The sequence below is a fragment of the Niabella hirudinis genome (genome assembly GCF_051201075.1).
Lineage (GTDB): Bacteria > Bacteroidota > Bacteroidia > Chitinophagales > Chitinophagaceae > Niabella > Niabella hirudinis.
Genome location: NZ_JBPEHJ010000006.1, coordinates 202,111 through 218,708 on the forward strand (window position 1 = coordinate 202,111; position 16,598 = coordinate 218,708).

Here is a 16,598-nt window from a genome sequence, read left to right on the forward strand (position 1 = left end):
CATATTTTAAAACAATATTTATATGAGCATAGAGACAAATTTGACACCCGAGGAAAAAGAAACCGTACGGTTTATATTGGCCGAGCTTTCTGAACAATACCAGGAAAATACCAAAATAATGGCGTCTTTGGTGAGTGAAATAAAAGAACTCACCAGCAAAATTCAACAAATGATCTACAATCAGGAGCGGCAACAACTCCCGGAAAATAATGTCGTGGCAAGTGTTAAAGCGGGAACAGAGAAGTTGGAAAGTCTCATTAGCCGCCTGAGTTTTCCCAGCAAGGCCATCCAGGAGTTGTATCGGAAATTGTCTGCTGTTGAGCAACAACTATCCACGCCATTAACGCAAAAAATAGAGCATCACTACCGCATCCATAAGATTGTTTTGCTAATGGTGCCCCTTTTTGTTGTGTCGCTTTTATTCCTTTGGGGATGGTTGAATACAAAACAAGAATTAAAAGATTTTACCACAAATGATACCAAGTACCGTTGCCTGCGGCTGGATACTGCCAACACTGCTTTGCAACGCTACCTTGATAAAGTGGATGAAGCATATACCCGAAATCCGAAATTCAGAGACTCAGTTATCGCAAAGGAGGAGGAAAATAAACGGAATATGAAATTACTTCTTGATGCGTACAGTAAGACCCGTGAGGCCGAAAAGCTAAAATCTGAAGCTGAGAAAATAAAGAAATCAATTAATCGCCAACAAATCAGATAAGATTTTGTATCTTACGGCTGGTGTTTTTCATAGGTTAGCAACGCCCTGCTTTTTTCAAGGCTGGGCGTTTTTATGTTTGAAAGAAGATATTTTCAGTACAAAAATAGTCCCCTGTTGAAACAGGGGACCTTACCAAAACTAACTGCTTATGAGAAAATTGACTATTCTATTTTAATATTCTTCTTAAGTCAAACATTGTGCCATTAAATCAGCTTTCAAGGGGTAATTATATAGTCTCAAAATTCAATTGTATCAAGACAGAAAAAATGTGCAAATTTGTGACCGATTATCTTATATGGAGCATTTTTTTGAATTACCGATTCCCTACAAAGGCGAAGAATTGTTATTAAAAGGCAGATTAGTCACTTTCGCCTACTCCTACAAATTTTTTGTAGTGGTCAATGGAAAGGAGCTAACCTTTGAGCGCGATGATGAGCGTGAGTTTCGGGTGCTGGTTGGGGCAAGAGAGGACTCGTCAGCGATTGACAAAGAGTTGGTAAAACGGATCATAAATGCACTTGATAAAATACAGTCAGCATAAGATTCGCATTTCGGAACACTAATAAATTCCTGGAATCACTTAAGGATCAAATAGGAACTTTTACCTCTTTTGAAAAGTATTGTTGCTGCAATGTTTTTATTCTTATAAAGACTGGAAATGCTGAACTTCGAAAATGTCGGTACTGCTTGCCACCGACTTATTAATGAGCTAAACCACAACACATGGACTTTAATGAAAATAAAAACAAAACGCTGGCGGAGATCTATAATAAGTACCCGGACGCTGTAAGTGCAGACCTCGGTGCCCTTAGAGAGGATATTGGCTTCTGGGTTATTCTGGAGGACGGATCTGGGATTTTTTTTAAATTGATCGAGCCAGTCAAATTTGCACCACCTGATGGCGGACTTTTCTGGGTGTTTAGTGAGTAGTAATGCAACAAGTAATAATGTTATCCTATCGCAGGGCGCAAGGACTGGCGGTAAGGCATTTTGAATAATGCGGGTGACTAAGGCAATTGGCCCGGAAGAGGCAAGCTTCGTAAATGGCATGTACATTATCCTCTGTCATTTTTGCGCTACATCTTCCCGTAGTTGATAAAATATTAACCCTTAGAATTCAACGAAATAAGATTCGGGATGGTGAGAGACTCTTCCAAAACTGAAAAAAAATCCGGTTCGCTGTCAAAATTTCTGTATGAATTCAGGCTGGCACATCCCTTGATTGGGAAAAATCCGGAGCTCCTATTGCAAGAACTTAATTAAATTATTTAATTTTTAAAAAATGGAGGTTACCATGTCACTAGTTAGAACCGGCAGGCAAGGATTATCTAACTTACCTGCATTATTTAATGACTTTTTTTCCCGGGATCTGTTTAACTGGGACACGATGAACAATTCTTCCAGTAATACTACTATTCCCGCAGTTAATCTTAAGGAAACAGACGATGCTTATGTAGTGGAAGTAGCAGCCCCAGGGTTGAAAAAAGAAGATTTTAAAATTAGTCTGGAAGGCAACAGGCTTTCTATTAGTTCCGAGTTTCAAAGTGGTTCAGAAGAACAGCAAGAAGGGCGGTATACATCAAGAGAGTTCAGCTATCAGGCTTTTAATCGAACACTTATACTTCCCGACGGTGTGGCAGATGAAGATGGTATTGGTGCCAGGTATGAAAATGGGTTGCTTCATATTACTATTCCAAAACGGGAGGAGGCAAAGACAAAGGCGCCACGCCAAATTCCTATTTCCTGATTAGCTTTAAATGATTGTGAATTTTCCTAAGTCCAGCAGACGGCGGGACTAGACAATTATGCTCCCGCCACTGGCTGGCACAATTAACAATGAATCTAATGGAAAGCGGTTTTATTATCGAAGTTGATATGATGGCCCAGGGGTTTTGGTCATCATTTTGCAGTTTTAATCTTGGAGAAGAGGCTGTGGAAGCCCGGCGGATTTTTAACCAACTCGTTGAGCACGAGCGTGGACTGCTACGCTTCAGCCTTGTCCGACAAAATGGGGACCAATGTATCCTGGCAACAAAATATTGTATACTGAACCAGCTGGAAGCAAATGCCAAGATGCTGGCAAAAGAGATCTTCAAAATATACAATTTTGGCTGATTCCCATTTCAACAAAGTATAATGCCAATTTTTTTTGATCATCTTTTATTATTTTTTAACATGTCATATCTAATGGATCTATAGGAAGGGCCTCCAATAAATCGTAATTTTGAAAGGCCCTCAATTCAGCTAAACTTTAAACGCTATGCTTCAAACTACTTTTAAAACTCAATACAACTTATTGACGTACGCGGCATATACCCGGCTAAAAAGCGCAGACAATAATTGGGCTGCACTTTCAAGGAATGATCAGGAGTTAGCCGCGCTTTGGATATTAGAAAGAGATATGCATAATGGAGGTTTTCTCCGGTTTATTGGAAGTGAAGATGAACAGTGCCTTTCCTGTGCGATTAGAGCATTAAAGAAAGTCAATGCAAAAGAATGTCTAAGCGCATTGGCAAAATTAAGTGCAATAATCGAATCCCTAAGAAATTTGCACTTGCATCTTCCTGCATCTGAAGTCTTTGCATATTTGACTGATGAAGAACGGGAGACTATTGATTTGCAAAACCTGTTATATCTAAATAACTCAGACCACTTAAATGAACAAATATTTAAGGAATACGGGTCAAACAATAATCAAAGAAGGGCGTCGTTATTCTGGTAAGTTCTATTTGGATGAACCTTAATGGGCAAGCTCTCGGGTGTTCGTTCCTCCGGTAGCTTATCGGCTATTTTAATCCAGATTGACATTGTTCCCCGCCCTATTTATTCATTTTGTGTCAATCCGGGATTCTACGTAGTAGTCTACTTTAACAATCGTTCATCAAACGTAAATTTCTCTATGGCATGCACTTTTACCCGGTTGAAGTCCGGATGTTGCGGATTGAACAAATAATTGTACTCCTCCGTAATGATGGCAGAAGGAACCTGCAGTATAGCAGTTTTGTTTCCCTTCAGCCACGCGTCTCCCAACGATTGACACGATGTATAATTAATGTATTCCTGCCAATTGGCCGGTAGTTTACGTTTATCTATTTTTTCTATTTTGAGGTCATCCGGTATTTCTATCAATGTAACCCTGAAAAGGTCATCTGCACCAATGCTGCGCCGGTGAACCATATTTTCCAGACAGGCCAATGCCCTGGTACTGGCTGAATAGAGCATAAAATGACCATTACTGTTCCAGCGTGCAGCGTAGCCCGAGGCTGTAAGCAGGCCAGCCCATTTTGCGAGTGTAATACGATAAGCAATCATGCAAGCGCCCCGTATTCAATCCGAATTAATTCTTCTATAACCAGGTTGATGCCGCCCTGTGTATAGAGCAGGTCAAAAGGAATAATGCCTCCCAACCCGGTGGCAGGCTGCTTCAGCCATTGATTAAAGGCTTCAGAATTGCTAAAAATTTCCTGCCCTTTTTTGTAAAGCGATAGTAGCTGCAAAAGCTGCTCGCTTTCTATACGGCCTAACTTATGGCGCCGTAACCGGTAATTGTCAATTGTTTTAGGGGTAGCATCAAGGAATGCCGCCAACTGGCTTTTATTAAGAGCAGAAATGCGCGTAATTTCATCAAAAACAGATACTGCCAACCCCTCTGCAGCTTTCATTACCATTGCTACCGGGTTGGATAGTTCCTTTTCGTATTGATGAAAGAGTGAGGTTTTAACTGTACCCATAACGGAAATTTTTTCAAACAAATATACGGAATAATTACGTTATATAATCGGTAAAATTTCCGATATCCCTATATACGTATGGCGCAATTTTATGAGGCTTATAAAGACTTTCCAAAACTCCCAGCACTGCTGAGAGAAATTTACTGAACAAATAATCCGGGCTATTTTCAAGAAGCAAAACCATTGAGGAAAAGGATCGCTATCCCTTCCAGTCCACTTCCTGTCTTGGAATAAAGAAACCTTTAATACAATTGGGATTACGGATACAGATCTGGATATGATTTTTATCGCGAAAACCAGCACCCGGATATAATTCTTTACCTTCCACAAAAACACCGCGTACGCTGTCAAAAGGTTCCAGGTTGGTTGATCGCTGAGCTGCATGGAGATTCTCAATTACTGCACAATCCAGCTTTCTGAGTAACTTGTCGTTAGATCCTTTAACATCTTTATTTTGCGGAATCACTTTGCCTTCGGTTTCAGCAGAAAGAGTAAAAACTTCATAGGAGGTTTTTACCAACTGAAGATACCGGGTTTCGGTCAGGTCAAGACAATACCCCAGGTCTAAAACGGCCCCTAAAACTGATGGCTTTGCTATTTTCTTATCGCCGGGAGGATTCCTTGCAAAATCCAGTGCCCTGTCATAATTATTTTCACTTGCTTTTAGCATAGAGGATCCGGAAACAATCTTATCTCTTATGCTTTGATCGCATCCGTGAAAGCCTATTAGCAATCCTGGCTTATAATTATACATTATAAATTATGCTGATTTTGGCGTAATCCTTTGGGCCGCATCTTCTTTAGGTACAAGCAAATGAAGGACACCAGCCTTTTTCAAAAAAGCCTTAGCGGCGGTTTTTGAAGCAGAAACTTCACGCTTTTGCTTTAAAAGCGCCTGTTTAAGTGTATTGTAATCCTTCTTGTTCATTAGATAACAAAGATAGCAAATTAAAATAAATTTTTGCCGCATTTGTCCCCTCGGGAATTTTAGAATTATTTTAAAGGATCCTGTATATTTAATTTGAAAAACAAAAGAAATACACCTTTTCTGAAATTTATTCAAAGAATAACCAGCTGGCTGGCCCAAAGGCTTACTTTTTGTCCTTTTTATCCCCGGTTGTCTAATTTATGTTTGTTGACAGAAAGGCGAAAAATTGTCCTTTGGAAATGGATGCGGACAATTCTGCCAGAAATAAATTTTCGATCCGCTTCTGGAACGGCTTTCCGGCGCTGAAATGTCCTTCGTGTCCGCCCCGCTGCTGAAAAGGCTGAAATAACTTTGTAGAAATCACGGGAGCAAATGATGCATTATAAATGATCTGTTTTGTTTGACTTCTATTTTAAATAGCACTGCTAAAAAATATAAGCAATGGCAAAAAAGGAAAATATAAAGATGAAGTTCCTGGGGATGGAGTTTGAAAGCACCAATACGGGCAACAGGACAGTATTGATCCTGACAATGGTATTGATTTTTTTCTGGCGTTGATGACTTTATTGTGTTTTTTTTTAATATGCACCCGTTTGAACCCATTAAGAATGGTACCCTTTATCCATTAAAGTTAATTGAACAATTGCATCAGGAAACATGATATAGACGTTTTTTACCCTAAAAAATAGTAAATTGCTTCGGCAACCCCTTATGAGTCGCTTTATGAAAAAATATATGCCAGAGCTTTTTGTAACGGTTGCCGAAAACTAAAATTTTATTAAACCGCATTAATAACCGCATACGAATATTTAAAACAGATAAGTTGCGCAACGGCAAGTTGTCTGCAATTGTACCCTAAAAACATCAAAAAATATGGGAGAATGGTCTAAATCTATCGGGGAAAAAGGAGAAAATATTGTACAATTTATCTTTGAAAATATCTTAAACTTTAACTCACTGCTCCAAAACGAATCGATAAATTGTATTAAGGGTCTTAAACATAAGGACAAAGATTCTCAATCGAATAAGTCCTCTCACGGAATAGATGGGTTAATAAGCTACAAAAATCCATTGGAAGACTATACTATTGACATCGGCTTAATTTCATCAAAATACGTTGGTGGAGAATATACTAAATATCCAACTACGCTCTTCAAATCGCATATCAAAGATTTAGCTTACTCTTTAGAATGTTTTAATAATTCGAAACTTAAAAACAGCATAAATCAAAATTTTATTGGAGTAAATAAAACCGAAATATTTGGTATTCTAGTGTGGCTTTCAAATACTAGTGATCTAAAATTTGATCTAATATCAAAAGTTAACAACATTCAAATTGATAGCGACTTGGTTTTTGACAAGATTATTCTGCTAGACAATAATAAAGTGAATTTTCTTTACGAAAGTATACATAGAACAAAAGAGGTGTTTGGAGGTAATAACGTTGACTTCGTTTATCATAATAGTGGTTTAAACTTTACTTCGCTACAAGAGAGCTCTTTTGGGAAAATATTTCCATTGAACTATCTGTATTCAGATATTATAGCATTGAGAACGGAAAGAGATAATATCATATCATTATCAATATTCATCAATGATGATTTTGAAGAAGAGCAGTTTGTCCAAATTTTAAATTTTGCCAAGTCTTTTGATCATCTAAATGCTGTAAATAAAGTCATCTTGAATTATAAGGCCTATGACTATCTAAATAATGAAAATTTGGTAAAAGAAAAACTTGTCAAGTTTCCAATGTACAAAATTGATCAGAACCTGGAAATAAAGAAATTTCCATCTGATTTTAGAAATTAGTGATATGAATAAAGATATTCTACCTCAAGGGGATTATATAAGGCAATTGCTTGTAAAATCGAATGTTACAAATGCTAATATAAACACATTATTACGGGAAAAAGGAATATTTCTTGGTCATAATGAAAAAAATAATTCAGTCCCTTTATTGATGAAAAGTGTAATAAGTCCGAGAGATTATTCGGTGTTATATGAAGCTCAAAAAACAAAAGAAGAAAGCATAAAATACAAAACGTCGTCAATAAAATGCAATTCTGATTTTGAATTTTCAGCAGTACTTAGCGAGGACATTGATCTACATTCTTTAATACTTGAAAGGCATACATATAAACCTAATTATAAAGTTATTGGTAGTCCTACTTTTTACTTTGAAGATGAAAATTCTGCGGTTTTTGAATATCAGATAGAACGATCAAATTTACTTAGCGATTGGACAAACAATAAAACATATCATAATGGTGCTATTACTTTAAAAAAAGTATCAGAAAACGATATACAGATATCAGTACAACAAAACTCAACATCAAAGGAGACAAATGAAGTAAACAATATTATAATGAATGCTTTGAAGGAACAATTTTTTCAAAAAGCAATAATTAATTCAAGCGAAGATATTATAACTGTTAAGTTCAATCATTTTGACAATACATCTAGAGTTCAGTTTTTTTATTCGTTTGCAAGTAATTTCAATATTTACCTAGAGTTTAAATCTATAACTGATATTGATGTGTATTTAGATGAGAATGTTGAAAGCCATGCTGATATAAAAGAGTTTTTGAATGAGATAGATAATTTAAAGCTAAATGGCAAGGAACTACAAAATCATATTTTATTAAACAATGTTGAGTATTTCCCAAAGCTAATTTTTGGGGCCGCCAAAGTAAGATATAAGCTTAACCACGGTGGTGTGGAAGGTAGTGCAATAATAAATCTTGGATTTCCTGACTATGTTAAGGCAGCAGAAGAAGATTCAGATTTTCAAATATCAATTGACTTAGTTCTAAATAAGCAAGATAAAAATCCAAAAGCAGAAAATTCTATAAGAAAAAAACTATTAGAATTATTTGAAACGAAGAAGGTTGAAAGCTACACAAAGCTCAAACGAGTGTGAGCATTAAGAACTTGATAAATGCCTCAAAGGTTAAGTACAATATTAAAAGTATCTGCTGAACAACTTGATATTAAAGGGGTATTCAACGCGTTTGTGGACGTTGACAGTAAACTGTATGTTGACCCGTCCTTATTGAAAAATGCAAGGATTAAAGAGTTTAAAAATTCTTATTCGAATTTTCAAACTTATTTCTCGCATGTTTTAAAATTAATTGAAAACTCTCGATCACATTCTGACAGGTTGTTTAAAGAGGCGTTTCAAAGATTGCAGTTTAAGGAGTTTAAATATGTTGCTTTAGGATATTCAAGTGGAAATAAAAGCGGGAACGCAATTGGCCCAAAACTTGCCAGCCAACTACTTTTAAGTGCAACTGACATAATTAAGGCGGGGATTAATGATCCGATAATATTTGAGTTGATTGGGCTTTTTGAAAAAAATATTGGTGCAGACAGAATCTCTGATCTTACAATACATATTATTCGGAAAGATTTAATCGCTTTTACTCAACGGGTGTGTAATGAATTAGGTGTTAAACAAAGGAATTTTAGTAAGACAAAAAGTGCTCAGATTTTATTGCCGTATAATCCCAAAACAGGAGAGCCTATTGTTTTTACTGCTAAAGAATTATTACAAGATTTACCGTTGGCTTTCTGCTGGGACGACATTGACAGGGTTTGTATGGAAAATGACGAATTGAGAAAAAAGGTAAATTCCCAAATTGGCGAAAGTTGGAAAGAAGCTACTTCAGCAAAAATTGGTAAACAAAATTTGAAAGCTGCCATATTATCGAACCCCGATGCATTTAAAGATCTGATAAAGCAATATAACGAGAAGCCAAAAAAATCCTATGATTTTATAAATGACCCCAGCGGACAAATTGTATGGGCTGAACTTTCTGAAAAGGCAGTTAATGAATTTCCCTTAGATTTAGAAAAACTACAACCTGTTACAAGCGAAACAATTTTGGTTGTTGTTAAAAAAATATGCGAGCAATATGCTAAACTGATAGAAAGTAATGGATGGTTTGAATTTTTATACGACAATGCTGGTAAACTCAGAAATGAAAGATTTGCCCAAAAATTGTTTTACGGGATAGCTGATCAATATTGTTTAGCTAACAATTTAAATTTAAGCAGGGAATCAAATGCAGGAAGTGGTGCACTTGATTTCAAAATTACGGGCGGGTATAGCTCATTAGTAACTATCGAGATAAAATATTCATCAAACAAAAAACTAGTAAATGGTTATTTGAAACAATTGCCGGCTTACAATAAGGCAGAAAATGCCGATACGAGCATTTATTTGGTACTGAAAACGACTAAAAGCGTGAACACAATTAAACGTGTTGAAGCGATAAAGCAGAAAGCAATTTTAAACAAAAAACAAGTCCCTGATATAATTATAATAGACGCTACGCCACAGAAATCAGCAAGTGCTCGATAGTTAATATTCCATTATGGTTGTAAAGCGAGCATACACTAAATACATAATCGTAAAATTGAAAACAAAATATCTTTTAAATAAAAAATGAAATTCTTTGATTTAGAATACAAAGCTAACTACCCTCGCAAAAGGCAGGGGTAAAAAATCGAAGTGCCCTTAACGCCTCCTTCTATACTCAAGAGTATTAGTTCTTTCTCCGGCTCTGCTTTCTATATTTTTTTTTCGCCTAGATAACGTATTTGTGATATTCGAGCTAACAAGACTGACCCCAAATTCGTCTTTAATGTTTTGTTTAATGACACTAATTGACTGAAAGCTATCTAAGCGCCCTAAATGAATATATAGATCGACAAAATGCGCTGAGTGATCTTGGTTTAAAATTAGAGATATGTTTGTATCCGGGTTGTGTTTTTTTATAAATCGTTTGAGATTCCTAACCAGTACATCTCTCTCGGGAATTTGACAAGAAGGGGTTTGAATTTCGACGACAGAAACACCTAAAGCTTCTGCAATAGTTTTTAATTTGTCATATTTAAATGTAGAAGAACCGTTGATAATACGCGACAAAGTTGCTTGAGATACCTCAACCAATATTCCGGAAAAATCCCTTAGACTCAAGGGAATTCCATTGAGAAATCGTTTTAAATTTCTGGCAACAACTGTATCATTTTCAAGATAATGTATCACTAAACAAAGTGATGATAAATAAAAATTTCATTTGATGCTTATGTGAATCAAATGAAATCATTATATTTGTTGTTGATAATAGAAATGCATGACCGTATTTTTAAATAATTAGGGTAATTCCGACGAGTCTTGTGGCAACACTCTGAGGCCGCTCACAGGACAGTAGACTAAAACCCACAAATTATTCTGAAGGATGCGTTATTTTTGACGTATTCGTAAGAATAGGTGTGGGTTCTGCTGTTGATCTGGTAGCGTAAGGCCTCAGAAACTTTATGTTGCATCAGGGAGGTGGAACTCACACCTTTTCTTTTTCAACAAGACTCGCTTCTACGTAAATGAAAGCGAGAATCAGCTATATTATTTTTTTTGCCGGGTTAGGAATACGTCACTTAGAAGATGTTTATCCGGCCCAATATAATTTCCGGTACGCCAGTCACCCGCGTAATCCGGAGTAATCATTTGCCGGGTGGCGGGCCGGTTCTCATTTAAGCATCGGCCCTGCCTCTCCGGCATTTTTTGGGCAAACACCTTTTTTTCGATGCTACACCTATACCCATGCCCACCCGTTTCCCAAACAATATTGCATTACTTAACGATGATTCATTATGAAAAAATTTATGCTGGCAAGCGTAGGGGCCATTTTATGCCTGTACGTGGCAGCCCAGGAAAATGTCATAAAACCCTTAACGATAAAAGATACCGTACCGGATATAATCTTCTCCAATTTATATAACCATCCGGCCAAAACGATCCGGTTGTCAGACTTTAAAGGGAAGCTGGTGATACTGGATTTTTGGGCCGCCTGGTGCGGTGGGTGCGTGTACAAGCTTTCAGCACTGGATTCCCTGCAACAACGCTATGCGGCTAAGTTGCAGATTATTTCCGTTAATTGTACGAAGCGCACCAAAGATACCCCGGAAAAAATTGCAGCCTTGCTCCGTCAGTGGCAGCAGGCAAATGGAAAAACCTTTTCTCCTCTTGTTGTAGCAGACAGTAGCTCGCTGTTTAAAAAAATGTTCCCCCATAGAAGTATTCCGCATTATGTATGGATCAGCCCCGAGGGCACGGTAGCGGCTATCACCGGTTCAGAAGAGCTCACTGAGCAAAATATAAACGCCTTGCTAAAAGGGCAAAGTCCCCCGCTTCCGTTAAAAAACGATTTCCTTCCCCAACCAACAACTAATGCGCAATGAAACAGCTTACCTTATTAATAGCATTCTTGGGCTGTACCGCAATTCTTATGGCTCAAAAAGCTTCCCCAGTCTACGTAACAGGAAATATAACAGACTCCGCAACGAAAAAAGTGCTGCCAGGGGCTACTGTTCAATTAGTACATGCCGGAACAGCCACGCAATCCGGCACCAGAGGGTATTTCAGGTTAGGAACAGGCCATTTGCCGGATACATTGGTAATTTCTTATAGCGGTTACCAAACACAAAAGATCGTTATTGATAATAATACGCTAAACCTCGCAGTTCAATTACAACCCAGCATAAAAGAAATAGAAGAAGTGTTGGTCAACACCGGTTTTCAGCAGGTAAAACCCAATGAAATTAATGGTTCCGTCTTTGTAGTAGACAATAAACGGCTAAACCAGCAAGTGGGCACCAATATACTGGATCGTTTGAATGGTATGGTTCCGGGGCTTACATTCGTTACCGGAAAAAACAACTCTAACGGTAACCCGCAAAACAATACAGGCATTCGCATTAATGGCATGGGAACCATCAATGGCCCCTTGGATCCTTTAATTGTTGTGGACAATTTCCCTTTTGAGGGAGATATTAATAACATTAACCCTAATGATGTGGAATCCATATCTGTACTCAAGGATGCTGCGGCCACATCCATATGGGGACCAAGAGCCGGTAACGGTGTTATTGTTATTACGCTGAAAAAAGGCAGGTTTAATCAGCCACTCCGCGTTTCTTTTAACAGTAACCTCATACGTAAAAACGCGGTGGATGTTTATGCCATTCCCCAAATATCAACGCGGGATTATATTGGTGTGGAGCAGTTTCTTTTTAACAAGGGATATTATAATGATATGATTAATAACAGCAGCTATCCTGCTCTCACAGACGCTGTCGAGGTTTTTATTAAACGAAAGAACGGATTGATTTCCGTAGCTGATTCTGCGAAGCTGATTGGTGAACTGGCGCAAACGGATACAAGGGCGGAATATAACCGTTTTATAAACCGGCCGGTTTATATTCAGCAGCATGCCCTAAACCTTATCGGAGGCGGCACTAATTATGGCTGGATCATTGCTGGCAACTATGATCAGATTTATAACGATCAAAACATAGTGGATAATGCCAGCAGAAAACTGAACCTGCGTATAGACAACGTGTACCGGCCGGTTAAAAACCTCCAGGTAAAACTGGGGGTTTATTACACCAACACAAATACCAACCAGGCTTCGGATGATTATTCTTATGGATCTATAAAACTGAATCAGACGCTTTCTGTTCCCTATTTAAAATTTTCGGATGCCCTGGGTAACCAATTACCCGTAGCTAAAAATATACGGCTGACCTATTTAGATACCGCCGGTGGCGGCTTACTGCGCAATTGGTTTTATTACCCCGCAACGGACTATCAGCATGCCCGGCGAAAAAATCAGTTGGAAGAGTTACTGGCCAATGTGGGTATTAACTACAAACTTGCAGAATACCTGAACCTGGATCTGTTGTACCAATACAGCCGGCAACGTACGGATGGCTTTGCACTGGCCGATACGCTTAGCTATTATACCCGCAACCTGTACAACCAGCTGTTTCAGCCCAGTACCGGCAAATCGCCTTTACCGGCAGGGGCAATTGCAGACCTTAGCAATGGTCAGCTGCAAACCTATAGTGCCCGCGGGCAGCTAAATTTTAGGAAAAACCTGGGATCCCATGCGTTGTCCTCCATAATTGGGGCAGAACTGCGACAAATAAAAACCAGCAGTGACGGACACCGGCTTTACGGCTATAATGAAGATCCATTGTATTATAATACCAGTGTGGATTATACCCCTACTTATACCAATTATATAACAGGTAATGCACAATCTGTACCAACGGGTAACCTGGGCTTAACCGGAACCATCAATCGTTTTGTGGCACTGTATGCGAATGCCTCTTATACTTACAAGGGACGCTACAGCCTTTCCGGCAGTGCACGTAAGGATGCCGCCAATATTTTTGGTTTGAACACCAACGATAAATGGAAGCCCTTGTGGTCTGTGGGAGCTGGTTGGAATGTTACCGACGAACCCTTTTTTGATAAACCCGTTTTTCAACACCTGCGTCTGCGCGCGTCTTACGGCTATAGCGGAAATGTGGATTTAACAAAAACCGCCTTGCCGATAGCCGCTTATGGTAATGGAGGCAGTACCAACCTGCCTTTTCCATACACCTACATAACTACTATTAATAATCCCAGTCTGCGATGGGAAAAAGTAAGGCAGTTGAACCTGGGTGCAGAATTCGCAACTTTCAATAGCAGGCTTAATGGTACCGTTGATTTTTATTGGAAAAAAGGAACAGATCTTTACGGGCAAACAAACTATGATTATACGGCCTGGGGCGGTTCCAATGTTATTACCAGGAATGTGGCTGCAATGAGGGGGCATGGTTTGTCAATAGATTTACGAAGCACCAACATAAATGGGGTATTTAGCTGGAATACCAACCTGCTGTTTAACTACGCTTCGGATAAAACAACTGCCTATTATACTTCTGAAGCGGAAAGCGGCGTTGGCTTATTGGGCGGAGGCAATACCATTTTTCCCGTTAAAGGCAAACCCTTATATGCTATTGCCGCATACAGATGGAGTGGGCTAAACAGCAGTGGTGACCCACGCGGTTATTTGAATGATACCCTTAGCACAGATTACGAAAATATAATATCAGCGGCCAATATCAAAGGAATTTCCAGTTCTTCGGTAGTCTACATAGGGCCGGCTAATCCTTTATATTTCGGAAACCTGATCAATGATTTTTCCTGGAAACGGTTCTCTGTTTCTATTAACATCGCGTACAAACTTGGGTACTATTTTAGAAAAAATGCACTGGACTATAGTTCACTGTTTTTAAACGGTGTTGGGAATGAAGAATACGCAAATCGCTGGCAACAACCGGGCGATGAAAGGCGTACAAATGTTCCCGGACTGGTGTACATGGATTATCCCCAATTTGATTACAGGAGCAGCTTTTACAGCAATTCTGAATTGCATGTTTTAAAGGCTGATCATATCCGACTCCAATACATCAACATCACTTACGAGCTTCCGCTGAAAGTGACCAGGGGACCATTTAGCCAGATTGCTTTCTATGGCAACCTGGCCAACCTGGGCATTTTATGGCGGTTAAACAGGCAGGGTATTGATCCGGATTATCCCGGAGGATTTGCCCCTCCTAAGCAATATACATTAGGTATAAGATTACAATAACCTTCAAATGCTTTTATGATGAAAACAAAGTATATACTAGCCTGCATGATCCTTATTTGTTTATTTGGACAGGCGTGCAAAAAATACCTGGATCAAAAACCAAACCTTACCCAAACAACCCCAACGACTCTTGAGGATGCGCAGGCTTTACTGGATTATAGTTCAAAAATGAATATTAGCACAACGCCCTCCAGCATAGAGACTGCGGCAGATGACTATTTTTTGCCTTCCGAGGCCTATAATGCCGTACCTTCTTATATACAGGAAGGCTATGTATGGCAACACTATGTATATAATGACCCCAATGATTGGGGCTATTGTTATCTGCCGGTATACACAGCTAATTATTGCCTTGAAATTACGCAGAAAGAAAAGCTAAATGAAAACAACCAGTTTCTTTGGAAAAATGTACATGGTTCTGCTTTGTTTTACCGGGCTTATTACTTTTTAGAGTTATTGATGGCCTATTCCAAGGCGTACAATGCACAATCGGCTAAAACGGATTTGGGTATTGTGCTGAGGCAAAGCTCTGATTTTAATGTTGCATCATTCAGATCCAGTGTGGAGGACTGTTATAACTTTATTGTTAATGACCTGAAAAGCGCGTTACTGGAATTGCCCGATTTGCCTGCTCATGTACTTCGGCCATCGAAAGCTGCTGCTTATGGATTGCTGGCAAGAACCTATTTATTAATGAACCGGTTCGACAGCGCTTTGCAATATGCGGACCGTTCCCTTGCCATTAAGGATTCGCTGATAGATTATAATATGATGCCTTGTTCTACCTGCGACATAAGAGCAAGCCTGTCTGCCGGCTCTGCCATATTTAAGAAATACAATAAGGAAACCATCTTTTATACCGATATGAACGGCAATATTACTGCTCACGATCCCTCCAGGGCATTAATAGACACCATTCTTTTTAATAGCTATAGTAATGATGATTTGCGAAAAAAAGCCTTCTTTGCTGCTAAAGATGGATATTATAAGTTTAAAGGAAGCTATTCCCAAAATCTTTTTATAAACTTTACAGGTATTACAACAGCAGAAATGTATTTGATCAGCGCCGAGTGTTACGCAAGAACTGGTAATATTTCCAGAGCATGGGAGCAGCTTAATAAATTACTGCAAAAGAGAATGAGCGCAGGTTCTTATACACCGGAAATGGATATAGATCAAACCCGAACGCTTAACCGCATTTTAGAAGAACGGAGAAAAGAGTTGTTATACAGGGGGTTGAGATGGGCTGATATAAAGCGGTACAATAGCATGGGAGCAAATATTTCCCTGAAAAGGATGGTGAAGAATCAAACATATACGCTAAATGCTAATGCCAATTATTTTGCGTTGCCACTGCCAACAGATATTGTAACTATTTCCGGAATTGAGCAGAACCCGCAATAGAAATGATAAAAAGGTAACAAGAGGTATTGGTGCTGCCTCTTGTTACCTTTAACGCCGTCATGGAGTCCTGTTATTGTAACTTGCAGTTCCCGTGCTGGGAGTATAGGAGTTAATGACACGGAAGCTGCTGCTGCCAGCTTTTTCGGTAATAGTGCCTTTTAACTTGTGGCTGGCATCCACATCTGCCACTGGTGCAATAATTTCACAAGCCTGGTAATTCCCAGAAGAGCATTGAAGGTCATCTTCATTAACCTCCACCAGATCTGTAGACCAGTTGTTTACATTACTGACATAGCCGGCAGTATTGGACATTGCAGGGTTATTTA

18 protein-coding genes are annotated in these 16,598 nt (G+C 38.8%); 12 read left to right on the top strand and 6 right to left on the bottom strand.

The features are described from left to right. The first annotated feature begins 22 nt into the window (after window positions 1-22). From GGU45_RS13605 to GGU45_RS13630, 6 genes are all read left to right on the top strand, one after another. Window positions 23-721, top strand: coding sequence for a hypothetical protein (locus tag GGU45_RS13605; protein ID WP_435225553.1), 699 nt, complete (start codon window positions 23-25; stop codon window positions 719-721). A 247-nt stretch (window positions 722-968) separates the two neighbouring features. Further along, entirely contained in the window at window positions 969-1,262 is a 294-nt protein-coding gene (locus GGU45_RS13610; RefSeq protein ID WP_435225555.1) for a hypothetical protein, read from the top strand. 182 nt (window positions 1,263-1,444) lie between these two features. After that, window positions 1,445-1,651: a hypothetical protein gene (locus GGU45_RS13615; protein ID WP_435225557.1), complete on the top strand. Its 207-nt coding sequence runs from the start codon at window positions 1,445-1,447 to the stop codon at window positions 1,649-1,651. Between the two features lie 352 nt (window positions 1,652-2,003). Continuing rightward, entirely contained in the window at window positions 2,004-2,468 is a 465-nt protein-coding gene (locus GGU45_RS13620; protein WP_435225559.1) for an Hsp20/alpha crystallin family protein, read from the top strand. 89 nt (window positions 2,469-2,557) lie between these two features. Beyond that, entirely contained in the window at window positions 2,558-2,836 is a 279-nt protein-coding gene (locus tag GGU45_RS13625; protein WP_435225561.1) for a hypothetical protein, read from the top strand. Between the two features lie 145 nt (window positions 2,837-2,981). Then, window positions 2,982-3,443: a DMP19 family protein gene (locus GGU45_RS13630; protein ID WP_435225563.1), complete on the top strand. Its 462-nt coding sequence runs from the start codon at window positions 2,982-2,984 to the stop codon at window positions 3,441-3,443. Window positions 3,444-3,583: 140 nt separating this feature from the next. On the opposite strand, the gene GGU45_RS13635 is transcribed toward GGU45_RS13630, so the two are convergent. The 4 genes from GGU45_RS13635 to GGU45_RS13650 form a co-directional block, all read right to left on the bottom strand. Next, window positions 3,584-4,033 (bottom strand): RES family NAD+ phosphorylase, encoded by a 450-nt coding sequence (locus GGU45_RS13635; protein ID WP_435225565.1) that lies wholly within the window; start codon window positions 4,031-4,033, stop codon window positions 3,584-3,586. Next, on the bottom strand, window positions 4,030-4,452 hold the full coding sequence (locus tag GGU45_RS13640; protein ID WP_435225567.1) for an Xre family toxin-antitoxin system antitoxin: 423 nt from the start codon (window positions 4,450-4,452) through the stop codon (window positions 4,030-4,032). The genes GGU45_RS13635 and GGU45_RS13640 overlap by 4 nt, the downstream gene beginning before the upstream one ends. Window positions 4,453-4,651: 199 nt before the next feature. Beyond that, a complete protein-coding gene (locus GGU45_RS13645) occupies window positions 4,652-5,122 on the bottom strand; it encodes a hypothetical protein (protein WP_435225569.1) in 471 nt (156 codons plus the stop codon). A 90-nt stretch (window positions 5,123-5,212) separates the two neighbouring features. Continuing rightward, a complete protein-coding gene (locus GGU45_RS13650) occupies window positions 5,213-5,422 on the bottom strand; it encodes a hypothetical protein (protein ID WP_435225570.1) in 210 nt (69 codons plus the stop codon). An 831-nt stretch (window positions 5,423-6,253) separates the two neighbouring features. Between GGU45_RS13650 and gapS4a the strand changes: the two genes are divergently transcribed. From gapS4a to GGU45_RS13665, 3 genes are read left to right on the top strand one after another with little or no spacing between them, the layout of a single operon-like run. After that, a complete protein-coding gene (gene gapS4a, locus GGU45_RS13655) occupies window positions 6,254-7,189 on the top strand; it encodes a GapS4a family protein (protein ID WP_435225572.1) in 936 nt (311 codons plus the stop codon). A 4-nt stretch (window positions 7,190-7,193) separates the two neighbouring features. Then, window positions 7,194-8,300, top strand: coding sequence for a GapS4b family protein (gene gapS4b / locus GGU45_RS13660; RefSeq protein ID WP_435225573.1), 1,107 nt, complete (start codon window positions 7,194-7,196; stop codon window positions 8,298-8,300). An 18-nt stretch (window positions 8,301-8,318) separates the two neighbouring features. Further along, on the top strand, window positions 8,319-9,743 hold the full coding sequence (locus tag GGU45_RS13665; RefSeq protein WP_435225574.1) for a DUF8370 family protein: 1,425 nt from the start codon (window positions 8,319-8,321) through the stop codon (window positions 9,741-9,743). A gap of 156 nt (window positions 9,744-9,899) precedes the next feature. On the opposite strand, the gene GGU45_RS13670 is transcribed toward GGU45_RS13665, so the two are convergent. Continuing rightward, window positions 9,900-10,430, bottom strand: a complete 531-nt coding sequence (locus GGU45_RS13670) for a helix-turn-helix domain-containing protein (protein ID WP_435225576.1) — start codon at window positions 10,428-10,430, stop codon at window positions 9,900-9,902. A gap of 605 nt (window positions 10,431-11,035) precedes the next feature. Between GGU45_RS13670 and GGU45_RS13675 the strand changes: the two genes are divergently transcribed. From GGU45_RS13675 to GGU45_RS13685, 3 genes are read left to right on the top strand one after another with little or no spacing between them, the layout of a single operon-like run. Continuing rightward, complete coding sequence (locus tag GGU45_RS13675) at window positions 11,036-11,623, top strand: TlpA family protein disulfide reductase (RefSeq protein ID WP_435225578.1); 588 nt, start codon at window positions 11,036-11,038, stop codon at window positions 11,621-11,623. A gap of 47 nt (window positions 11,624-11,670) precedes the next feature. Continuing rightward, window positions 11,671-14,868: a SusC/RagA family TonB-linked outer membrane protein gene (locus GGU45_RS13680; RefSeq protein WP_435225580.1), complete on the top strand. Its 3,198-nt coding sequence runs from the start codon at window positions 11,671-11,673 to the stop codon at window positions 14,866-14,868. Between the two features lie 15 nt (window positions 14,869-14,883). After that, on the top strand, window positions 14,884-16,272 hold the full coding sequence (locus GGU45_RS13685) for a RagB/SusD family nutrient uptake outer membrane protein (protein WP_435225582.1): 1,389 nt from the start codon (window positions 14,884-14,886) through the stop codon (window positions 16,270-16,272). 57 nt (window positions 16,273-16,329) lie between these two features. Here GGU45_RS13685 and GGU45_RS13690 read toward each other — a convergent pair whose 3' ends face one another. Further along, the gene (locus GGU45_RS13690) at window positions 16,330-16,584 is read right to left on the bottom strand and encodes a hypothetical protein (RefSeq protein ID WP_435225584.1); all 255 of its coding nucleotides are present in this window, start codon (window positions 16,582-16,584) and stop codon (window positions 16,330-16,332) included. Window positions 16,585-16,598: the final 14 nt, after the last annotated feature.